The organism is Desulfobacteraceae bacterium (assembly GCA_022340425.1).
Classification (GTDB): domain Bacteria; phylum Desulfobacterota; class Desulfobacteria; order Desulfobacterales; family JAABRJ01; genus JAABRJ01.
This window is the reverse complement of sequence record JAJDNY010000089.1, coordinates 1-20240: the sequence shown is the minus strand read 5'-3', so window position 1 is coordinate 20240 and position 20240 is coordinate 1. Positions and strand designations below refer to the sequence as shown.

General features: G+C 64.9%; 22 protein-coding genes. 7 read left to right on the top strand and 15 right to left on the bottom strand.

The window, feature by feature from the left end:
* Positions 1-12: 12 nt before the first annotated feature.
* Positions 13-1047, bottom strand: a complete 1035-nt coding sequence (locus LJE63_08160) for a hypothetical protein (GenBank protein ID MCG6906583.1) — start codon at positions 1045-1047, stop codon at positions 13-15.
* Positions 1048-1141: 94 nt separating this feature from the next.
* Positions 1142-1630 (bottom strand): YchJ family protein, encoded by a 489-nt coding sequence (locus tag LJE63_08155; protein MCG6906582.1) that lies wholly within the window; start codon positions 1628-1630, stop codon positions 1142-1144.
* A gap of 157 nt (positions 1631-1787) precedes the next feature.
* Here LJE63_08155 and murJ point away from each other — a divergent pair, with 157 nt between their 5' ends.
* Positions 1788-3356: a murein biosynthesis integral membrane protein MurJ gene (gene murJ / locus LJE63_08150; GenBank protein MCG6906581.1), complete on the top strand. Its 1569-nt coding sequence runs from the start codon at positions 1788-1790 to the stop codon at positions 3354-3356.
* Here the strand turns inward: murJ and LJE63_08145 are convergent.
* Genes LJE63_08145 through LJE63_08135 form a run of 3 tightly spaced genes read right to left on the bottom strand, consistent with a single transcriptional unit; the run spans position 3353 to position 4941 of the window.
* Positions 3353-3898 carry a nitroreductase family protein gene (locus tag LJE63_08145; GenBank protein MCG6906580.1) on the bottom strand — a complete coding sequence of 182 codons (546 nt, stop codon included), beginning with the start codon at positions 3896-3898 and terminating at the stop codon, positions 3353-3355. The genes murJ and LJE63_08145 overlap by 4 nt on opposite strands.
* A 50-nt stretch (positions 3899-3948) precedes the next feature.
* Positions 3949-4605, bottom strand: a complete 657-nt coding sequence (locus LJE63_08140; protein ID MCG6906579.1) for a DUF2959 domain-containing protein — start codon at positions 4603-4605, stop codon at positions 3949-3951.
* 39 nt (positions 4606-4644) lie between these two features.
* Complete coding sequence (locus LJE63_08135) at positions 4645-4941, bottom strand: Dabb family protein (GenBank protein MCG6906578.1); 297 nt, start codon at positions 4939-4941, stop codon at positions 4645-4647.
* Between the two features lie 221 nt (positions 4942-5162).
* On the opposite strand from LJE63_08135, the gene LJE63_08130 reads away from it, so the two are divergent.
* From LJE63_08130 to LJE63_08115, 4 genes are all read left to right on the top strand, one after another.
* Positions 5163-5558, top strand: coding sequence for a hypothetical protein (locus LJE63_08130; protein ID MCG6906577.1), 396 nt, complete (start codon positions 5163-5165; stop codon positions 5556-5558).
* 106 nt (positions 5559-5664) lie between these two features.
* Complete coding sequence (locus LJE63_08125; GenBank protein MCG6906576.1) at positions 5665-5829, top strand: hypothetical protein; 165 nt, start codon at positions 5665-5667, stop codon at positions 5827-5829.
* Between the two features lie 21 nt (positions 5830-5850).
* Positions 5851-7128, top strand: a complete 1278-nt coding sequence (locus LJE63_08120; GenBank protein ID MCG6906575.1) for an MFS transporter — start codon at positions 5851-5853, stop codon at positions 7126-7128.
* Positions 7125-7556 (top strand): hypothetical protein, encoded by a 432-nt coding sequence (locus tag LJE63_08115; GenBank protein MCG6906574.1) that lies wholly within the window; start codon positions 7125-7127, stop codon positions 7554-7556. The genes LJE63_08120 and LJE63_08115 overlap by 4 nt, the downstream gene beginning before the upstream one ends.
* Here the strand turns inward: LJE63_08115 and LJE63_08110 are convergent.
* Together LJE63_08110 and tsaA are read right to left on the bottom strand one after the other, a co-directional pair.
* Positions 7534-9081 carry a DUF3369 domain-containing protein gene (locus LJE63_08110; GenBank protein ID MCG6906573.1) on the bottom strand — a complete coding sequence of 516 codons (1548 nt, stop codon included), beginning with the start codon at positions 9079-9081 and terminating at the stop codon, positions 7534-7536. The genes LJE63_08115 and LJE63_08110 overlap by 23 nt on opposite strands.
* 177 nt (positions 9082-9258) lie before the next feature.
* Entirely contained in the window at positions 9259-10005 is a 747-nt protein-coding gene (gene tsaA, locus LJE63_08105; GenBank protein ID MCG6906572.1) for a tRNA (N6-threonylcarbamoyladenosine(37)-N6)-methyltransferase TrmO, read from the bottom strand.
* Between the two features lie 174 nt (positions 10006-10179).
* Here tsaA and LJE63_08100 point away from each other — a divergent pair, with 174 nt between their 5' ends.
* Positions 10180-10605, top strand: coding sequence for a hypothetical protein (locus LJE63_08100; protein MCG6906571.1), 426 nt, complete (start codon positions 10180-10182; stop codon positions 10603-10605).
* 54 nt (positions 10606-10659) lie between these two features.
* Here LJE63_08100 and LJE63_08095 read toward each other — a convergent pair whose 3' ends face one another.
* The 7 genes from LJE63_08095 to argJ form a co-directional block, all read right to left on the bottom strand.
* Positions 10660-11226 carry a DUF615 domain-containing protein gene (locus LJE63_08095; GenBank protein ID MCG6906570.1) on the bottom strand — a complete coding sequence of 189 codons (567 nt, stop codon included), beginning with the start codon at positions 11224-11226 and terminating at the stop codon, positions 10660-10662.
* Positions 11223-12065: a DUF3786 domain-containing protein gene (locus LJE63_08090; protein MCG6906569.1), complete on the bottom strand. Its 843-nt coding sequence runs from the start codon at positions 12063-12065 to the stop codon at positions 11223-11225. Before LJE63_08090 ends, LJE63_08095 begins: the two co-directional genes overlap by 4 nt.
* 114 nt (positions 12066-12179) lie before the next feature.
* Complete coding sequence (locus tag LJE63_08085) at positions 12180-13181, bottom strand: YhdH/YhfP family quinone oxidoreductase (GenBank protein ID MCG6906568.1); 1002 nt, start codon at positions 13179-13181, stop codon at positions 12180-12182.
* Between the two features lie 57 nt (positions 13182-13238).
* Positions 13239-13928, bottom strand: coding sequence for a haloacid dehalogenase type II (locus LJE63_08080; protein ID MCG6906567.1), 690 nt, complete (start codon positions 13926-13928; stop codon positions 13239-13241).
* Between the two features lie 135 nt (positions 13929-14063).
* Positions 14064-15374 (bottom strand): nucleotide sugar dehydrogenase, encoded by a 1311-nt coding sequence (locus LJE63_08075; GenBank protein ID MCG6906566.1) that lies wholly within the window; start codon positions 15372-15374, stop codon positions 14064-14066.
* A gap of 84 nt (positions 15375-15458) precedes the next feature.
* A complete protein-coding gene (locus LJE63_08070; GenBank protein ID MCG6906565.1) occupies positions 15459-16220 on the bottom strand; it encodes an rRNA pseudouridine synthase in 762 nt (253 codons plus the stop codon).
* Between the two features lie 60 nt (positions 16221-16280).
* Positions 16281-17477 carry a bifunctional glutamate N-acetyltransferase/amino-acid acetyltransferase ArgJ gene (gene argJ, locus LJE63_08065; protein MCG6906564.1) on the bottom strand — a complete coding sequence of 399 codons (1197 nt, stop codon included), beginning with the start codon at positions 17475-17477 and terminating at the stop codon, positions 16281-16283.
* A gap of 505 nt (positions 17478-17982) precedes the next feature.
* Between argJ and LJE63_08060 the strand changes: the two genes are divergently transcribed.
* Positions 17983-18333: an inorganic pyrophosphatase Ppa gene (locus LJE63_08060; GenBank protein ID MCG6906563.1), complete on the top strand. Its 351-nt coding sequence runs from the start codon at positions 17983-17985 to the stop codon at positions 18331-18333.
* A gap of 262 nt (positions 18334-18595) precedes the next feature.
* Here LJE63_08060 and LJE63_08055 read toward each other — a convergent pair whose 3' ends face one another.
* A complete protein-coding gene (locus tag LJE63_08055) occupies positions 18596-19483 on the bottom strand; it encodes a hypothetical protein (GenBank protein ID MCG6906562.1) in 888 nt (295 codons plus the stop codon).
* Positions 19484-20240 lie beyond the last annotated feature (757 nt).

Genomic DNA, 20240 nt, shown 5'->3' with positions numbered 1-20240 from the left:
CGGCGGCGTCCCTCAAGGCCCGTTCTCGAAACGCGGTTTGAGCCGCTGGTTGATCTCCTCCGGAAAGGCCATGCAGACCCCTTCGCGGTAGAGCTGCTGCAGGGCCCCCACATCCGGTGTGCCCAGGGCCTGGTTGAAGTAGGCCCGCGGTGAAAGCACCAGGTGCAGGCGATAGTGGTCGTCTCCGGCGGCACCGGTGAAAAAGTTCATGTTGAAGCTGAAAATCCCCATTCCGTCGTAGACTGCCAGGGCCTGCGTCAGCCCCAGGGCCAGGTCGGCCAGGTCCGCGGTGGTCAGCTCCAGGGTGCAGTGGACATCGTCCACCACGGCGACCACGTCCCCGGCGATCCCCATCGGCGCGAAGGCGCTCAGCCAGCTGGTGCGCCCGATGCGGCCCAGGTAGCGGTCGTTTGTCGCGCGTTCCGCGGCCACCAGATCGTCCCAATAATTGGTGCCGTGGGCCTCGCCGTAGGTCCGCGCGGCCGCAAGCTCCTGCCGCATGAGGTGTGGCGCGAAGCTGCCGGCAAAGACCTGCAGATGGGGGTGGATGATGGAGCTGCCCGAGGGCGGCATGTAGTTCCAGTTGATCATGTGATAGACCGACTCCGGGTGTTTGGTGCGCTGCAGGGCCCGGAAAAAGGTCAGGCAGAGCGCGAAGCTGGCGGCAATCCGTTCGGGGGCAAGACCCGTCATCGGGATGAAATGCTCCGCCCCCATGACCGCCACGGCGCTGATGGCCTCGTAGGGAGCCAGGTTGGGAAAAAGGACCCGGTCCTCGGAAACCAGGCGACCTTCGGGCAGAATTTCGGGCGGAAAGCAGGGGGTGATCGCCGTCACCCGCTCAGGGCAGAAGGGACAGCCGGCGGCGGTGGTCTCCGCCAGCTGGACCAAATCCGGTTTTTGCCACGCAAGCCTCATGAAGTGGCAGATCCGGGAGCTGCGGCCGGTGAGCGGGTCCAGCCGGATTTCGCTGGCGACCCGGCGGCGCTTCATGTCCTGGAGCGGGTTGAGCAGCACGGTTTCCTTGGCAATGGTGGTGAACTCCATCAATCGGTTCTCCTTTGCGGTGTAATCCCGCTGTCAGGCTGGACGCCCTCGGCCTGTGGCAGCCGAAGCTGCGGCAGTTCAGGGCACCGGCGGTTCAGAGGCCGCAGCATTTTTTGTATTTTTTGCCGCTGCCGCAGGGGCAGAGGGTGTTGCGTCCGATTTTGGGGCCCTGACGCACCACCTGTTTGGGTTTGGGCGCCTTGGCATCGTAGAAAAACCAGGTGTCGTTTTCCCTGCGGAACTCGGCGATCTCGTGGTGCTCCTTTTTCTCCCCCTTTTCGCTGTATTTGGCGATGAATTCCACGAACCCCTGCCGATCGTCGGCGCCGCCCTGCTGGCAGTCGATGACCGTCAGGCCTTGCCAGGCGGCATCCTTCGCCCAGCGGCGGACCGTCTTCTCATCCTCCGGACGGCGCTGGGAGGGGTGGGTCGTCTGAAGAATGTAATCCACCGCCGAGCGGGTGTAGGCGGTGTAGCGCGAGCGCAGGAGGGCCTCGGCGGTGGGTGCTTGGCTGCTGCCGTATAAATAGGGTTCGCAACACTCGGCGAAAGGTTTTGCCGACCCGCAGGGGCAGAGTTCCATGGTGGGGGCTCCTTCTGGATTGAGGTGGGGGTGGCCGCCGCTGCTGCCCGCCACCCCATTCGGCCGGCGGCAGCGCCGGGGGCACGGTGGTGTTCTCCTACCTTTTCTGCTACAAGCAGACCCTGTTTCGGGCAACTTTTAAAGGGTTCAGCGGGTGATGTCCAGCGCTTTGTCCAAAAAAGTGGGAGTGGCCGCGTTGATCATGACGGTCTCCATTTTCCTCAGTCGCCTGATGGGGCTGGCACGCGAGATGGTGATCGCGCATGCCGGTGGGGCCGGCGAGGCGGTGGACGCCTACCAGGTGGCTTTCATGATCCCCGAGGTCCTCAACCATGTGGCGGCCAGCGGGTTTCTCTCGGTGACCTTCATTCCGATCTTCGCGCGCTACCTGACCGCCCACCAGGAGGAAGAAGGCTGGGCGGTGTTTTCCCTGATCATGACCGTTTTCGGCCTGGGCCTGGCGGCGGCCATCGGGGTGGCCTGCCTGTTTGCCCCCCAACTGGTGGCCCTGCTGGCCCCGGGGCTGCCCCAAGGGGCCGTTTTCCAAAAAGCCGTGCGCATGACCCGGATCATCATCCCGGCCCAGTTTTTCTTTTTCAGCGGCGGCCTGTTGATGGCCGTGCAGTTTGCCCGGGAGCGCTTCCTGATCCCGGCCCTGGCGCCGCTGCTCTACAATCTCGGCATCATTCTGGGGGGGCTTCTCCTGGGGCCGCGTCTGGGAATTGAGGGTTTCGCCTGGGGCGTCCTGGGCGGGGCTTTCCTGGGCAACTTCGCGGCCCAATACCACGGCGCTCGGCAGATCGGCATGCGCTGGGGGTTTCTGTTCAATCTGGGCCACCCGGATCTGAAGCGTTACATCCTGCTGACCCTGCCGCTGATGGTGGGGCTTTCGATGACGTTTTCAACCGAGATTTTCATGCGCTTTTTCGGGTCGTTTCTGCCCCCCGGCAGCATCGCCGGGCTCAACTACGGTCTGCGGATCATGCTGCTGCTGGTGGCTTTCTTCGGGCAGGCGGTGGGGGTCGCGGCCTTCCCCTTTCTGGCGCGGCTGGCGGCCCAGCGCCAGATCGACGAGATGAACCGACTGCTCAACGGCACCCTGCGCTACCTGGCCCTGGTGGTGCCCTTTTCGGTGCTGCTGATGGTGCTGCGCAGCGAGGTCGTGCGGGTCTTGTTCCAGCGCGGGCAGTTCGACGCCGCGGCCACCGCGCTGACCGCCCAGGTGTTGGCCTGCCTGCTGCCCGGGGCCTTCGCTTTTGCCGCCCAAACCGTGGTGGTGCGGGGCTATTACGCTATCCAGAACACGCTTTACCCGGCCCTCTTCGGGACCGCGGCGGTTCTGGCGAGCATTCCGCTCTACCGGGTGGGCATGCAGCGTCTGGGGGTGCAGGGGGTGGCCCTGGCGATTTCGCTCTCGGTCATCCTGCAGGTGGTGGTGCTCTACGCCCTCTGGAACAGGCGGACCGTCAACCTCGGTAGCCGGCAGGTCTACCGTTTCTACCTCAAGATCATGGCGCTTAGCCTTCCTTTGGGCCTCCTGCTGGCGGGCGGCCGGCAGGCGCTGCGGGCGCTGCTGCCGGCCCCCGACAGCTTTGCGGGCAGCCTGGGGGTCGTTCTGGGTACCGCCGGGCTCTGCGTCGCGGTCCTGACCCTCCTCGGGCGCCGTTTGGGCATTCGGGAGATCGACGATTTGATGGTCCGCGTCCGGGCCCGGCTGCGGCGCTAACCTGTCCTTTGCCAGGGGGTGCCGTAGGTCTCGCGGTGCACCTTGTCGTAGGCCAGGCTGGCGGGCGGGTGGGGGGGCTTCTCCTCCGCCGGGTAGCCGATGGCCATGATCGCCGCGACCTCCATGCCGGCCGGCAGCCCCAGCAAATCGGCGGCGTAGGCGCCCGCCGACTGGGCCTCGGTGTGCATCCGTTTGCGGATCTGGACCCAGCAGCTGCCGAGCCCCAGGGAGGCCGCCGCCAGGTGCAGAAAAATGGCAGCGATGGCGGCGTCCTCGACCCACACATCCGAGCGCTGGGGGTCGGCGCAAACCACGATCCCCAGCGGCGCGTCTTTCAGGAAGCCCGCGCCGTGGGGCTTGCTGCGCGAGAGGCTGGCCAGCCGCTCGCGGTCCTCGACCACCACGAACTGCCAGGGGTTGAAGCCGCGGGATGAGGGGGCCCGCAGCGCCGCTTCGACCAGCTGGGCGACCGCCTCGGGGGCCACCGGCTTTTGGAGGAAGCGGCGGATGCTGCGCCGTCGGGTAACCAAATCAAGGAACATGGGGGACCTCCCACCGCCAACCAGGCGCTTTTAGCGACGCCGGGTTGGGCTCATTCAAAATTTTTGAGGAAATCGTCGGCCTCCTGGACCGATTGGGCGATGGCGGCGATCAGCGATTGGACCTCGATCTCAATCTCGCCCGCTTCCCGCTGCAGCGCGCCGACTGCCTGGGCGTTGAGGTTGTGCTTGAGGTAGAGCACGTAGTCGCGCAGTTGGCGCAGCACCGGTTCCATCCGCGCCTCGGCCTGGGTCATGGCGCGCTGCAGCCGCGCCCAGCGGGTCCGGGTGTCGCGGAGCTGCCGGCGGCTCTGGTCGCGAAGGCTGGGGGTGGAGATCTCGCTGATTTCGCGCTCCCATTCCACAAAAAGATCCGCGGCGATCCGCTCCACATTCCCGATGCGCTCCCGCACGGCCTCGGCGCGCGTTTCACAGGCTTCGAGGTCCCGGCTGAGCCGGCGGTAGAATTTTTCCAGATCGCCGCCTTCAAACCCATAGATCTCCTGGATGCGGGTCAGCGCGTCCTTGAACTGCGCGGAGGCCTTCTGCTGTTCGCTGCTGGCCTTGTCCACCTGGTCGCGCAGCAGGTGCCGCTTTTCCTTTCCCACCTGCTCCCACATGGCGTAATAGGCCCGCTGGCATCCGGCCGCCGTCAACCAGACGGCCGCAAGGACCAGCAGGGCGCGGCGCAGGCTCGAACGGATTCTCATGGCATTCTCCCGCTGGCGGGCCAAAGGGGGGGCTTGCGCCTACCCTCTGGCGACAAAGTCCACCGCGATGATCTGCTCCGCGAAGGCCTTCAGGCTTTTGAGGACCTCCTGATGTTCGGGGTGTTCCTGATAGCGTTTGAGGGCCTCCAGGTCCTTGAAGCCGGCCAGCAGACCGAAATCGTAGGAGCGTTCCGAGCGCACCACATCCAGCCCGAAGTCCAGGCTTTGGATCTCCGCGATCTGGCGGGGCAGATCCGCCAGCCGCTGCTCCAGTTCAGCGAAGGCCGCCTCGCTGACATCCGCCTTGAGTTTGAACATCACCATGTGCTGGATCATGCCGTTTCCCTTTCGTCCGTTGAGTGGCTTTTATCCTGGTTTTCAGGTGGGTTGAACGCAGCATGGCAGAAAAAGCGGCTGGCATCAAGCCTCTTTTGGGCGCTTGCCCCACCAGCTGCCGCCGAACTTTCGCTGTGCCCCCGATTGTGTTAAACAGAGATCGCCCCGCGCTCCCTGCGGGGCGCGACGCTTAAGTCCCTTTCCGAGCGGAGAGCCGCACCATGCCTAACCTTCTGCACGCCGCCGACATCCATCTGATCAGCCCGCTGCAGCGTTTAGAGCGCTACGCTGGCGCTCCCCTTGCGGCCGCCCGGCAGGCCAGCCGGTGGGCCTTTGAAAACATCATCACCCGGCACCTGCGGCTGCCCGAAAATGTGCACCGCTTCGCCACCCGCCACCCCGAAACCTTGGTGCGCGAGGATCTCGCGGTGGCTCAGCACGTCCAGAGATTTGCTGCGCGGGCGGTCACCCGCGATCTTTCGGCGGACTACCCCCGGGCCGTGGCGGGCGCCTGCAACATCGGCCTGCTGCACACCTGCGCCGGCGGCCGCGAAGGGCACGCGCCTTACGCCCCCTGCACCCTGGGCGGGCTGTGCACGGGATTGCGCCGGCCCTGATGCGCCTGGGCGAGGAGGCCGCCCGTCAGGACCGGGAGAAGTCGGAGTTGGACCAGACCATCGGGCGCGAGCAAAACGAACTCAACTGCTCATCGTCGACGATATCATGATCAAGTTCGACGACGGGCGCTCGGCGGCCACCCTGAAATGCCTGGGAGAGCTGGCCCGCCGAACCCAGGTGATCTTTTTCACCCACCATCGCCACCTGGTGGCGCTGGCCCGCCAGAATCTGCCGGCCGACCAGCTGTTCTTGCACATGCTGGCCGGCTGACGGCGTCCCGGAGGAGGCGCGATGACCCGCGAGGAAATCAGCTGGATTCTTTACGACGTGGCCAACTCGGCCTTTGTCCTGATCGTGGTGACGGCCGTGATGCCGATTTTCTTCAAGGACATCGCCGCCGTCGGTCTCGATCCCGCCGTCTCAACGGCCCACTGGGGTTTTGCCAACTCTTTCGCCTCGCTGCTGCTGGCCCTGCTGGCGCCGGTGCTGGGCAGCATCGCCGATTACCGCTTTTTCAAGAAACGGTTTCTGCTGGCCTTTTTCGGGCTCGGGGTGGCCGCCACCCTGATGCTGACCACTATCCAGCCGGGCGACTGGCGCCTCTGTCTGGCGATCTTTGTACTGGCCAAGGTGGGCTATGCCGGCGCCAATCTCTTCTACGACGCCTTCCTGGTGGATGTCGCCCCACCCGAGCGGATGGACTGGGTCTCGGCGATGGGCTACGCCGCCGGCTACATCGGCAGCGTGGTGCCCTTCCTCTGGGTGCTGCATCTCATTAGCCGGGCAAGTGCCGCTAACCCCGGCGCCGCGCTGCCGGAAGGCGCGGCGCGCCTTGGTTTCGCCGGCGTGGCCGTCTGGTGGTTGATCTTCACCATTCCCCTGGCGCTGTTCCTGCAGCAGAAGCACTTCCTGCCGCCGTCCCGCCGGCCGGTGGCTGACAGCTTCAGGCGGCTGTGGCGGACCCTGGGGGAGATTCGGCGTTACCGCAACGTCTTCCTCTTTCTGGTGGCCTATTTTTTTTACATCGACGGGGTGGATACGATCATCGTCATGGCCACCGCCTACGGCCGGGATATCGGTCTGGGGGTGGATGTCCTGATTCTGGCGATTTTGACCATCCAGCTGGTGGCCTTTCCCTTCACCCTGCTCTACGGCCGCCTGGCCAGGGCCTTCCCAGGGAAGACCATGCTCTACGTCGGCATCGGGGTTTACATGGCCATCGTGCTGCTGGCCTTCTTCCTGCCGGACGCGGGCTCCATGCGCGCCAAGACGATTCTTTTCTGGGTCCTGGCCGTTCTGGTGGCCACCTCGATGGGCGGCATTCAAGCCCTGAGTCGCTCATACTTCGGGCGTCTGATTCCCGCCCAGCGCTCGGCCGCATTTTTCGGATTCTACAATATCTTCGGGAAATTCGCCGCCATCGTGGGGCCATTTCTGATGGGTGCCGTCAGCCGCGCCAGCGGCAGCTCGCGTTTCGGGGTATTGAGCATCCTGGTGCTTTTTGTTATTGGGGGGATCGTTTTGAAGCGTGTGCGGACCGATACATTGCGGGAGGAGGCGGCGGCATGACGGCGAAGTTGATCCGAACCGAAAAACTGAGCAACGGCCTGACGCTGGAGCTGCTGGACCTTTCGCGGCCGCTGGCCGGCGACCGGTGGGTGGTGGCCGTCGTGGCCCGCGCGGCGGTGCCGGTCACCGCCCAGAGCGCCGGCGCGGCGGCCGACAGCTGGACCGCGGTCCGTGATCTGTTGGGCCCGGAGGTGGTCTACGAGAAGAAGATGGGGCGCAGTTTCGTTGACGGGGCCGAAAAGGACGCCGTGGTGGCCGCGATGGTGGCCTCCTTCTGCCAACAGGTCCTGCCCTACATCGCCCGCCCGCTGTTCGTCCCCCGCTTTATCGGCCAACGCTACCGCGAAGCGCTCGCCAAACGGGGCTGGTATCCGGCTGAAAACATCTCCGGGAAGACCCCCCCGGCTACTCCGGGAAGCGCGCGTTGATCTCCATGAAGGCATCGATGTCGGCCAGGAGCAGATCCACCAGGCCGGGGTCGAACTGACGGCCGCGTTCGGCGCGGATATAGTCGCGCACTTTGTCCAGCTCCCAGGCATCCTTGTAGACCCGGCTGTGCAGCAGGGCGTCGAAGACGTCGATCAGCCCGATGATGCGGCCGAAAATATGGATCTCGGTGCCCTTCAGGCGCCGCGGATAGCCGGAGCCGTCCCAGCGTTCGTGGTGCTGCTGGGCGCCGATGACCGCGGCCGCCATCACCTCGCGACGGGCGTTTTTCAGAATATCGAAACCGATCTCGGTGTGGCGGCGGATTTTTTCGAGTTCCTCTGCGCTCAACCGTTCGGGCTTGAACAGGATCGCATCGGGGATGCCGACCTTGCCGATGTCGTGCATGGGCGCCGACAGCCGCAGCAGCTTGACCTGGGAGCGCGACAAACCGGCCTTCTGCCCCAGAAGGCCGGCCATTTGGGCCACCCGGCGCCCATGGTTGCCGGTTTCCTGGGAGCGGTTGGCGATCAAGCCCCCCAAGGTGGTCAGGACGTCTTCCTGGGTCTCCCGGATTTCGCGTTCGAGGTGGAGATTCTCCAGCGCCTGAGTCACGCTGCCGTAAAGTAGCCCCACCAGTTCGCGGTCCAGGCGGTCCAGCGGCCGTCCCGCATCCAGGTATAGCAGGTGGCGCACGCCGCTGCGGGTGCAGTAGTAGCCATAGTAGGCGCTGCCGGCGAAAAAGGAGCTGCGCTTGCTCTCGGCCCGCGCCAGGTGTTTCAGCGGGGGGCCTTCCAGGGCGGCCTGCGGCGACTGACCGAGCATGCCCTCGAAGCATCCGGTGGCGGCCCAGATCATGAATTCGCCCTCCTGCTCGGTGGCCGTGAAACCTGAACCCTGCAAGGGCAGCGGGTTGGCGTTTAGCTGTAGGACGGCGTGCAGCTGCCGCAGCACCTCGCGGGCGAACTTGCGCAGCGGCTGGGGCGCCATCAGCTGACTGGACGCGTCGGCCAGGCGCACCAGACCCAGCCGGCCGCGGCTGATGGTGCGGTGGCTGCGGAAGGCGTCCACGGCCGCGTTGAACAGCAGCACCAAGCGCTCAGGGGTCAGGTCCGCCGAGGTCCGGCAGTCGGTGATGTCCAGTTTAAGCAGGGTTTCAGGCGGCGGGAGCGACCCTGCGTTTTCGCAGCGCAAAATCAACCGCAGGTCTGCGTTGCGGCTGTCACCGCGGATGGCAGCGGCGATCGAAAGCCAATCGCTGCCGGAGGTCGGGTCGGCCTGCAGCAGCAAGACGGCGGCTTCCGGGTTCTGGGCCAGCAGGGAAAGGGCCTGCCGGCCGCCGGCGGCACTCAGAATCCGCAGCGGGCGACCCAGCAGAAGATGCCGCCCCAGGGCCTGGTGGATGCGGTGGTGGATGCGTGGATCGCCGTCTGCCACCAGAACGGTCCAGGTGGGCTCGGCAGCGGCGTACCCCGAACCTTGGTCCAACAGCCGGTCACTGTCGTATTCGCTTTTACCATCCAGCATGAAAATCCAGTTTTGTGCAGCCTGCAGGGGCGGCTTTGGCAGGGGTGGACGGAGCCGCGCTCAAAACACGGCAAGGAACGGTATAATTATGCCGCCGGCGCCGGATGTCAACTCCGGCTTTTGCAAAGCGCTGCCGGTGGCCGGGAAGCCTTTCGCGGCAATTCGCCCCGGCGGCCCTCACACCTCCGGCCGTCGCGCCGGATCGCGGCCCTCAACGGGCGCCTTTACAACCGCCTCGACTACGATGGTGGTCTCCTGCAGGCGCCAGTGCACATCCAGATCAAAAATGCGGAAGCCGTAAACCCGGCCCCAAGGGCTTTTGCGGTGGTAGGCCGGCCGCGGGTCGGCTTGCAGCAGCGCGGTTATCAGGGCCTGCAGATCGGTTCCGTCGGCCGGCCGGTGGCGGCGGCAGGCGGCCTGGGCGCGGGAGCTGAAAATGACCGGCAGCCGTACGTCCGTCGGGGCTGGCGCGTAGCCTGCGCAGGCCCCGGGGCGGCTGTCGGCGTAAGGCAGATAGGGCTTGATGTCCACCACCGGCGTCCCGTCCAGGAGATCGCCGCCGCGGATATCCAGCACCACCCGGTTGTCGGGGAAACGCAGCGCGGCCAGTTCGACCACGGAAATGCCCAGCGGGTTGGGGCGAAAGCCGGAGCGGCTGGCAAAAACACCCATGCGGCGGTTGCCCCCCAGGCGAGGCGGCCGCACGGTGGGCTTCCAGCTTTGGCGGCAATTGGCGTGGAAAATGAAGACGATCCAGATGTGGGAGAAGCTCTCCAGGCCCCTTACGGCTTCGGGGCGGTCGAAAGGCGGCAGCAGCTCGAGTGTTGCCCGGGCTTCGCGAACCAGTCCGGCCTGGCGTGGAATGCCGAATTTCTCCTTGTAACAGGAGTGGACGATGCCGATGGGTTCCAGGGCTACGGGCATCAAACGGCTGCTCCGGGAAACCCCCGGCGCTGCTTGCGGGGCGGCGGAAAATCGCTATCCCCTTGCTTTCCGGGGATGAAAAAGATAACCTGGCAGCGCCGGTTTGTCCCCCGGCGGCAGATGGCACACCGGGGGGGCCGCTGCCGCGAGTCTCGAATCTTAACGCGAGGGTTCATGGACCGCAGTCCCCGCTACCGGATGATGTGTGAGCAGGCCCGGGATATCCAGGCGCGCTGGAAGCCGGCCTACGGGGATTTTTTCGTGCATACCGACGGCCGCATCGACTGCTGGATCCCGGCCACCTGCAGCGGGCGGAGCCTGCGGCGGGGTTTTGAGGTCCAGAACGACGGCAAGGTCATCCGTCTGATCAAGCATGTTTGGCTGCCCCGCCAGGATCAGCTCATCGAAATGGCCCAAACGCCGGGGCAGCGATTCGACAGCACCACCCAAGCTTTCTACCGCTGGACGAAAACCCCCTATCAGCGGTTGCCCGGCTACCCCAACCAGATTTTCACCACTATGGAGCAGATCTGGCTGGCTTTTGTGATGGAAGTCAAGTTCCACCGCAAATGGACCGGCACCCGCTGGGCTGCGATTTAAAAGGGGTTACGGCGCCGCCTTCCGCTACCCTCCCCCACCGATGAGTTCTGGGCCTCAATCCGGATCGGCTTCCGCGCTCTGCCCGGAGGCCTCTGCGCCTGCTGCCGGGGGACTCAAAAGTGAGAACAGAAAACGAAAAAGCTGCCTGCCGGCCCCGGCGCCGCCCCGGCGGGCATTGCCCACCAGCTGCTCCAGGCGGCGCTGGTCGGCCCGGGGGAAACGCGCGCGAAGCTCGTGGAGCGGGGCGTCGCTGCCGCTCACCAGCGAGTCGCGCCACGCCTCGGCGGTTTTGAAGGCCTGGGCAGCCCGGCTGCTGCACCGATGACGGTCGGCCAAAAACCGGCGAATGGGCGCCGGGTCCACCGCGCGCATCAGCCGGCCGATAAACTGCAGCTGGCGCCTGCGGGCCCCGCGCCGGGACATCCCCCGAGCGGCCGTGAGGGCCGCCACCAAATCCGGCGGCAGCCCCATGGCACCCAGGGTCTCCGGCGGCAGATGGATCAACTCTTCCCCCAAGGCCTGCAGGGCTTCCACTTCCCGCTTGATCCGGGTCCTGCTCTTTTTTACGGGGGGGGCCACCCCTGTCGTGGCGTCACATCCGCCCTCAAAATCCCGTTTCACCTGTCGTCCCCCTCGTCGCAGAGCAGCTGCCGCAGACGCTCGCTGAGAAACAGGATCGATTCGATGTCCAGATGCTCGGTGATGGTGGCGTCGAAGAGCAGCTTGACCCCGGCTGCGAGACCGTCGGCCGGTGCTTCTTCCCAGAAGAGGAGCAGCAGCGGGATGCGGGGCAGGGGCTGGAATCGAAAGGCGGCGTCGGCGGACCCCACCTGGCCGGTGACGTCTTTGGCCCCCAGGGCGCGGGCCGCCCGGCCAAGCGCCTCCAGGTGCCCCCGGAAGCGGGCCACCAGGGGTGTCTCCACGTGGCGCTGCATGGACTTGATTTTGGAAACGGTGTTGGGGATCTGCTCCAACCCCCGCCAGTCCTCAGCGGGTAGGGCGCTGCCGCCCTGGGCGAGGTGGTTGTAAATGAAGACCTGCTCCCAGCGGTTGAGGGCCGTTCCGTTCTTTTTGTGGATCCCCTGCGGTCGGATCACAACCGTGTCGGTGAAGTAGGGCAGTTCCAGCGCCGGTTGACCGTCCGCGGTGTGCAGCAGCCGGCCCCCGATGCGCGCCGGGAGATCTTCCAGACGCATGCCGGCCGAGCGCTCCCGGGCCCACTGGAGGGCGTCGGCGGCCAGGTCCCTTTTGGTCCATTTGCCCTGGGCGTGCTGGGCGTCCAGGATCGGCTGATAGCGGGCCACCGTTTGCGCGGAAAGATGCGGGCACTTCGCCAGCGGCAGCTGCTCGGAAACCACCATGCTGGCGAACGCCAGGCAGGTGGGGTGGCCGCAGTCGCGGCAGTTGGTGCGGGGCAGCACTTTGGTATAGAGATCCACCACCGATAACGGCATCATCATCTCCACTGGTCGGGGGCCGGACCGGCATCGGCGGGCCGTGTTGCCGGTGCGTCGGCCGCGGTGCGCCCCTGGGGGCGCTGCGGCTGACCCGGATGGCGGTCGCGGCTGCGCCGCTCAGGGGTTCAGGTTGACCACCACCCGCCCCGTGAGGCCGCCGGTGAGGATTTGGTCGATTTTGGGGTCGAGCCTTTCCAGGTCGACCTCCTCGGCCATTGAGTGCAGGGCCTCCGGGCGCCAGGCGGCGGCGAGTTTTTGCCAGACCTGCTGCCGCTGGTTCATGGGGCAGTTCTGGGAGTCGATCCCCAGCAGGCCGACGCCCCGCAGAATGAAGGGAAATACGGTGGTGTTGAGGGCCGGGCCGCCCACGTTGCCGCAGCAGGTCAGGGTGCCGTTTAGGTCCGTCGATTTGAGGGCGGTGGCCAGCATCTCGCCGCCGACGGTGTCCACCACCCCGGCCCAGCGGGTGCGCAGCAGCGGACGGCCGCTGCTGTCGATGGCCGCCTCGCGCGAGATCGTTTCCTTGGCCCCCAGGCTGGCCAGAAAGTCGGCTCCCCGGGGTTTGCCGCTGACCCCCACGACGCTGAAACCCAGATGGGCCAGGATCGCCACCGCCAGGCTGCCCACGCCGCCGCTGGCCCCGGTGACCAGCACCTCGCCGGCCGCCGGGGTGAGGCCGGCCGCCGTCAGCTTGAGGATCGCAAGCCCGGCCGTGAACCCGGCCGTGCCGAAGATCATGCTCTCGCGCAGGGAGAGGCCCTGGGGGCGTTTGACGACCCATTCCGCCGGTACCCGGATATACTGACCGAATCCGCCGGCGGTGTTCATGCCGAGGTCGTAGCTGGTGACGATGACCTCCTCGCCGGGCGCAAAGTCCGGGCTGCTGCTGGCGGCCACGACACCGGCCGCATCGATTCCGGGGGTGTGGGGGTAGCGGCGCGTGACCCCCTTGTTGCCGGTGGCGGAAAGCGCGTCCTTGTAGTTCAGGGAGGAGTAGTGCACCCGCACGAGCACCGCGCCGTCGGGCAACTGGTCGATGGATCGTTCCTGGATGCAGCGCTGAAAGGTTTTTTCGGGGGTTTCGGTAACAATCATCGCCTTGAAGGTTTCAGCGGCCATGAGGGGTCTCCTTTCGCTGGGAGTCGGTCTGGTTAGCGGTGAACGGGTGGTGCGGCCTCAAGCAGCCAGCAGATCGGGCAGCGCCGCCAGGGAGATGATTTGCGCATCGGGATGGCCCGGCAGATGCTCGGGTTGCTGCGCAAAACGGTTGACCCAGGCGACGCGCAGGCCGAAGGCGGCTGCGCCGGCGGCATCCCAGGCGTTGGCGGAGAGAAAAACGATCGCCTCGGCCGGCAGCTGCAGGCTGTCCACGGCCAACTGATAGACCCGCGGATCGGGCTTGTAGACCTTGACGGCCTCCACCGACAGGACGGCGTCGATCCGCTTTTCGAGATCGCTGTTGGCCACCGCGGCCGCGAGCATTTTGGGGGTGCCGTTTGAAAGGATCGCAGTTCGCATGTCGCGCGCCTTGAGCTGGTCCAGGGTGGCGGGTACTTCCGGATAGCAGTCCAGCTCCAGGTAGGCGGCCATTAAATCGGCCCTGAGGGGCGCATCATGGATGTTGTGGGCGGCCAGGGCAAAATCCAGGGCCTCCCCGGTGACCTGCCAGAAGTCGGCGTGGCGGCCCATCAGGCTGCGCAGCCAGGTGTACTCCAACTGCCGATTGCGCCAGAGGGCCGAAACTTCGTCGGCCTGCCGGCCCAATCGCGGGCGGTGGCGGCCGACGGCCGAATGGACGTCAAAGAGGGTGCCGTAGGCGTCGAAAACGCAGGCGGAAATGCCGCTGATGGTTTTGGGCTGTGACATGGCTGGTTCCTTTCTTGGCGGTCGGCGATCCTGTGAAAGGGTTTGGGGCTGATCGCCTTTTGGCGGGGGTGGCAATAGGCCCGCCATTTTTGGTCCTTTGGACCGGCAGCCCGGTCCATGAGCGCCCGCCGCAGGTCAGATGCGCCAATAGGCGATCCCTAAAGATTGGGCCTCGGCCGGGGTGAAAGCGCCCTTGACGTCGATCACTATAGGTTTTCCATTTTGACACAGTCCGGCCACGCACGCCAGCCCCAGTTCACAGTAGCTGCGATGCAGCACCGCAAGAACCACGGCGTCGACGCCCTGCAGCGCTTCCAACGGCTGGAGCTCCAGGCCGCAGTAGCGGCGGGCCTCGTCGGCGCTGGCCATGGGGTCGTGGACCACCGCCTGCACGCCGTAATCGGCGAGCTCCGTTATGATGTCGATCACCCGGGTGTTGCGTAGGTCAGGGACATCCTCCTTGAAGGTCAACCCCAGCACCGCCACCCGGGCGTTGCGCACTTGTTTGCCGGCGCCGATGAGCATCTTGACCACGCGTTCGGCCACGTATTTGCCCATATTGTCGTTGATCCGGCGTCCGGCCAGTATCATTTCGGGGTGGTAGCCCAGGGCTTCGGCCTTGAAGGTCAGATAGTAGGGGTCGACCCCGATGCAGTGGCCGCCCACCAGCCCCGGGCGGAAGGGCAGAAAATTCCACTTGGTGCCGGCGGCCTCCAGGACCTCGGTGGTGTCGATGCCCATACGGTGAAAGATCATGGCAAGCTCGTTCATCAGGGCGATGTTGATGTCGCGCTGGGTGTTTTCAATGACCTTGGCGGCCTCGGCCACTCGGATGGATGACGCGCGGTGGATGCCCGCGGAGACGATCAGGCCGTAGACCCGGGCCAGCAGCTCCAGGGTGGCGGCATCGGAGCCGGAAACGATCTTGACGATCTTGTCGACGGTATGGACCCTGTCGCCGGGGTTGATGCGTTCGGGCGAATACCCCACGCTGAATCCCGTTCCCAGCGCGAGCCCGCTCTCGCGCTGCAGGATCGGGACGCAGACCTCTTCGGTCACCCCCGGGTAGACGGTGGATTCAAACACCACGCAGGCCCCGGGGGCGAGGTTGCGCCCCACGGCTGTGGAAGCCCCGCGGACCGGTCCCAAATCGGGAATGCGGTGGTCGTCGATGGGTGTGGGGACGGCCACGATGACCAGCCCGCAGCCGGAAAGAGCTGCGGGGTCGTCGGTGAACCGGATGGCGGCCTTGCGCAGGTCGGTTTCTGAAACCTCCAGGGTGCGGTCCCTGCCCGCCTGGAGCTCCGCGATGCGCTCGGCCTTCAGGTCGTAGCCGACGACCGTAAAATGCGCCGCCAGGTGGACCGCCAAGGGCAGGCCCACGTAACCTAGACCGACGACGGCAATTTTTTCCTGACCCGAGAGCAGACTTTCGAACGTGACCATCCTGGTTCCTTTCGAGGGTGTGAAAGTGTGTACGGCGGTTGGCGGCGCGAACGGGTCATTTCAAGTGCAATCACCGGCCCGGGTTCAGTCCGGCCGGTTTTGGGTTGGCGGCTTCTGGGAAGGCGCGTCGGGTTCTGCGGCGGGCAGGGTGCGGTTCAGCAGGGTGGTTACCTCCGCTTGGCTCAGGTGGCGCCAGGTGCCCTCCGCCAACCGCCCCAGGCTCAAATTCGCCAGACGGATGCGTTTGAGATCGATGACCTTGTGGCCCAACTTGCCCACCATGCGCCGAATCTGGCGGTTGCGGCCCTCCTGCAGGACGATGCGGAAGCGCCTGGCCGTGAGCCGCCGGATCGCTGCCGGCCGGGTGCGGGTACCCATCAGGGGCATGCCCCGGGCCATTTTCATCAGCGCCCCGTCGGCGATCGGGGCCGCCACCGTCACCTCGTATTCCTTTTCGTGGTCGAAGGACGGGTGTGCGAGCCGGTGGTGGATCCGGCCGTCATTGGTCAAAAGCAGCAGCCCGCGGGAATCCTTGTCCAGCCGACCCACGGGAAAGACCCGCTGGGGGACGCTGACCAGATCCAGGACGACCCGCTCACCGGGGTGCCGGCAGCTGGTCACATACCCGGTGGGCTTGTTGAGCAGAATGTAGACGCTCTTTTCTTGGAGCGTTACCCTCTGGCCGTCCACCGCCACCGTGTCCCGGTCGGGGTCCACCTTGGTGCCCAGCGCCGTCACCGTCCGATCGTTGACTGTCACGCCCCCCCGACGGATATGTGCCTCACCGCTGCGGCGCGAGCAGAAGCCGGCCGCGGAGAGGTATTTTTGCAGGCGCATGAGGGCCATGGGTCACCGTGTCTATCGCTGGCGGACCGGGCGCCGGGGGGCGCGCCCCCGGCGGTTGGGTCAGGAACGGTAATCGGCATTTATCTTGACGTAATCAAGGGAAAAATCGCAGGTCCAAACCGCAGCCCGTCCCGAGCCCAGCTTGAGATCCAGGGTAATGGTGAATTCCGCTGTTTTGAGAACACGGGTGGCCTCGGCTTCAACGGCCTTGCCGCAGCCCTGACCGTTTTGGCAAATGCGGACCGCGTCGAAAAAAACGTCGATCCGCTCGGGTGCCAGCTCCGCCCCGGACCGGCCGGCGGCGGCCAGGATGCGCCCCCAGTTGGCATCCTCACCGAAAAGGGCGGTTTTCACCAGGCTCGAATTGGCCACCGTATCGGCCACCCGGCGGGCTTCGGCGTCGCTGGCGGCGCCTTTCACGACGATCTCCACCAGCTTGGTGGCGCCTTCGGCGTCGCGCACCAGCATCTGGGCCAGCGCCGTCAGGATATCGTCCAGCATTTCCTGAAATGTGGCCTGGGCGTCGGCTTCGGTCAGCGAAGCGCCGGAAAGGCCGTTGGCCAGGAGCAGCAGGGTGTCGTTGGTGCTGGTGTCGCCGTCCACCGTGATGCGGTTGAAGCTTCTTTCGCAGGCCCTTGACAGACATCTCCGCAGCACCGCCGGTTGGCCGTCGGCATCCGTGCAGACAAAGCAGAGCATGGTGGCCATGTCCGGTCGGATCATCCCCGCCCCCTTGGCAACCCCGACCACGGTGACGGTTTTGCCGTTGATGGCGGCCCGGCGCGAAACGGTTTTGGGAACGTTGTCGGTGGTCATGATGGCCTCGGCCAGATCGGCGAACCCCTCGGCGGAGAGGGCCTGCACCAGCCGCGGGGCGGCAGCCACGATCTTTTCAACCGGCAACGGTTCGCCGATCACCCCGGTGGAGGCCGCCAGAACCAGGTTTTCGGCGATGCCCAGACCTGCGGCCGCGGCCCGGCACATGGCAATCGCGGCCGAAAGTCCTTTTTCGCCGACGCAGCAATTGGCGTTGCCGCTGTTGACGATGACGGCCTGGGCCTTGCCGCCGGCAACCCGCTCCATGTCCAGGCGCACCGGAGCGGCCTTGACACGATTGGTGGTGAACATCCCGGCGACGCTGGCCGGGACCTCGGAAAAAATCAGGCCGAGGTCTTTCTTGTCGTTTTTTTTGAGGCCGGCGGCCAGGCCGGCCGCTGTGAATCCCGGGCATTGGATGCCGTCGTGGGGCTGGGTCATGGGGGAGTTTCTCTCACTAAGGGGTTGTTGGATCGGGTCGCGGGTGCAGGTCGGGCTGGCGGCGCCCATCGCCGGCAAGCGGTATCCGGGGCGCACCGTCGGCGAGGTTTCCAGCCCCTTTCTTTGCCAGAACAGCTCACCAATGTCAAACGCGATTGAGACTTCGGCGGCGGTCTATGCGCCATTTGGAAAGGGCCTTAAAACCGGCAAAAGCCCTTGACAACATAAGGGATATTTCTTAAGTAGGGCGCATGGAACGCAAACCCGTTGCCTGTCTGAAGTGCGGCCGCCCCATGCGCTTTGAGCGCGCCTGACGGAAGATATTTTTTGTCTGCAGGTCCTGCAGCATCCGTTACCCGCTGGAAGCGCTGGTGGATAGATTCGATGAGGCCCTGGAGGGCTTTCTGGCCGAAATTCCCTGCGACCGGCTGTGAGGTCGCAACAGACGGTGGCTGCTTCAAAGCACCGGGATGTATTCGGAAAACAGCTGCAAGGGGGGATTCGCATGTCGCGTTTTCCAGTGGAAACCGGAAAAACCAACAAATTTGAAATTCAGGCTTACAAAAAACCCCGTGATCCCAAGGCGATTCGCGATACCCATGTCGCGTTTTCGGGTGCACCGCGCAAGCACCCCTACGATTCCCAAAAGATCATTCTGGTGCCGGACCCATACAGCACCAACACCTTCTACTACGAGTTCATGACGGATGATATCGCCTACGTCGAGGAACTCCCCAGCCTAGTGGATATGGACGGGCAGACCGTCACCATGGCCCGTATCTGGGTCAAAAAAATGAGTGTCGGCATGCGCTGCACCCCGTTTTTCGTCGAGGATATGCGCCGCTTCGGCGGCTGAATCAGCCCCAAAATGCCAGATCAGCCGGGGAGTCCGGGATCGGGAACCGTTAACTCGCGAGGTTGCTGCCCCAAGAGTCGGGAAAACCCGCCGGTGGACTGGTTGGAAGGCATTTTTTGCACAAAATAGCACACAGGGGCCACCATCCGGTCTCCCCCCTTTTTCACCCCCAGCGGAATTTGGCGGTTGCCGTGCGCTGTGCCGCCGGAAAACAGTCGCAAACCGCGGGCCTAGCGGACCAAGAGCTGGCCGTAAAAACGCGTTAGCGCGGGGTCCGCGCGGTCGAGGTACCCCGGTTGACGGTCTGGCCACCCTCATCGTCCTGGGGGTTCCAGCCCGCTATTCTCGCCAGAAGCCACCAAAAGGCGCGCGCTTTGAGGTCGCAGTTGAGGGGTTTGCTGGTCGGGCAGTCGTAGATCATGCAGGCCTCCGGGTGTGTCCGGCACCATTCCTCAGCCCAGTTGTTGACCCTGCCGTTGCCGTCGCGGTAGTAGCAGCCGAAATCGCCGCCCCTGGCCAGATAGTCCACCCCGTCGGGATCGAAGCGCTCGATGTCGGCGAAATCATATAGCATCTTGTTGTGATCGCGGCAGAAACGGCGGATCTGCTGATTGCGGCGGTGAACGTTGCCCCCTTCGCCGCTGCCGTCCAGCGGTGCGGTCATGTAAACAAAAGCGACCTCGAAAAACTGCTCCTCCAGCGCCGCCATCTGGTGAAGATAGCGGTCCACCTCATCCGCAGCATAGCGGGTGAGCTGGTCTCCCCAGCTCCAGGCGACGACGTTGACGTCCCCCCATCCCTTCTCCAGCAGAAAGCGCGTGCGCTCGGCCCATCGGTAGGCGTCCGGCGTTCCCAGATCTCCCTGAAGCTCGTCGGTGAAAAGTGCCAGTCCTCCGCTGCCGCCCAGGCGGTCGATGGAAAAGCGCCGATCCCGCAGTTCGAGGTTTTCCAGGCCGGCCAGGATCTGACCTCCGGTCTGGCTGGACCCATAGGCAACCCGGCATTCCGTCCGGGCTTTGGCGATCCAGAAATGGGGGATCCGATCGATTCCGGTGCAGCCATGATCGGCCACGATGGGCGCCTCTCGGGTGCCGGCCCCCGCCATGGCTGCCGGCCGGGTGGGAGCGGCGCAGCCTGAGACTGCGGACAAAAGAAAAACCGCAAGCAAAATGCCGCGGAAACCCCGTCCCATCGGGGGCCGGGCCAAGGCACCCTTTGGGTGGGTGCTGCCACGCTCTGAAATCGATCGGCACCAGAGGATCATCGCCCGCCTCGCTGACAAACCGCTCGCTATTCACCTGACTGCACGAAATCCTTCTCGATTTTTTTAGCCCCGCCCATTTTCCCCGTCAAGCGATCTTTTGACGGCGGGCCAATAGCCCGGATTCTACCCTGCGCGGCCTCCGGTGCGCCAGATTTAAACAGTTGGCCGGTGCCAAAAAGCCGGGCAGGCTGTATTTTTTTTTATAACAAAGCATGGGGTGCAGCCTTAAAAATCTCCACGAAAGCCTCCGAGATCGCCGGGTTTGGAAATATATCCGATGGGTTCAAGTTTGCGCGTAAACCTGCGGCGGTCGCCTGCCGGCGCATGGGGCGCTCGAGACCGGGAGACCGAAGATCATGTTTTTGGCACATTCGGTGCTTACGGCTGTCAAAAAAACACTTTTTGACCAAAACCCTCTGATTCATTGGACGAGCCACACCCCGACGATGGTGAGCGGGGGTGCCAACGGAAAGGAATGTGGGGTAATGAAAAAGCACTATTTTCAATTGTTTTTGATTCTGGCGATTTTGGCTTTTCTGCCGCTGAGTTCGATGGCCGGCAGCGCCACTTTGAACTGGCAGCCGAATCCCGAAAACGACCTTGACGGCTACCGCGTGTACTACGGCACCTCCTCCCGCACCTA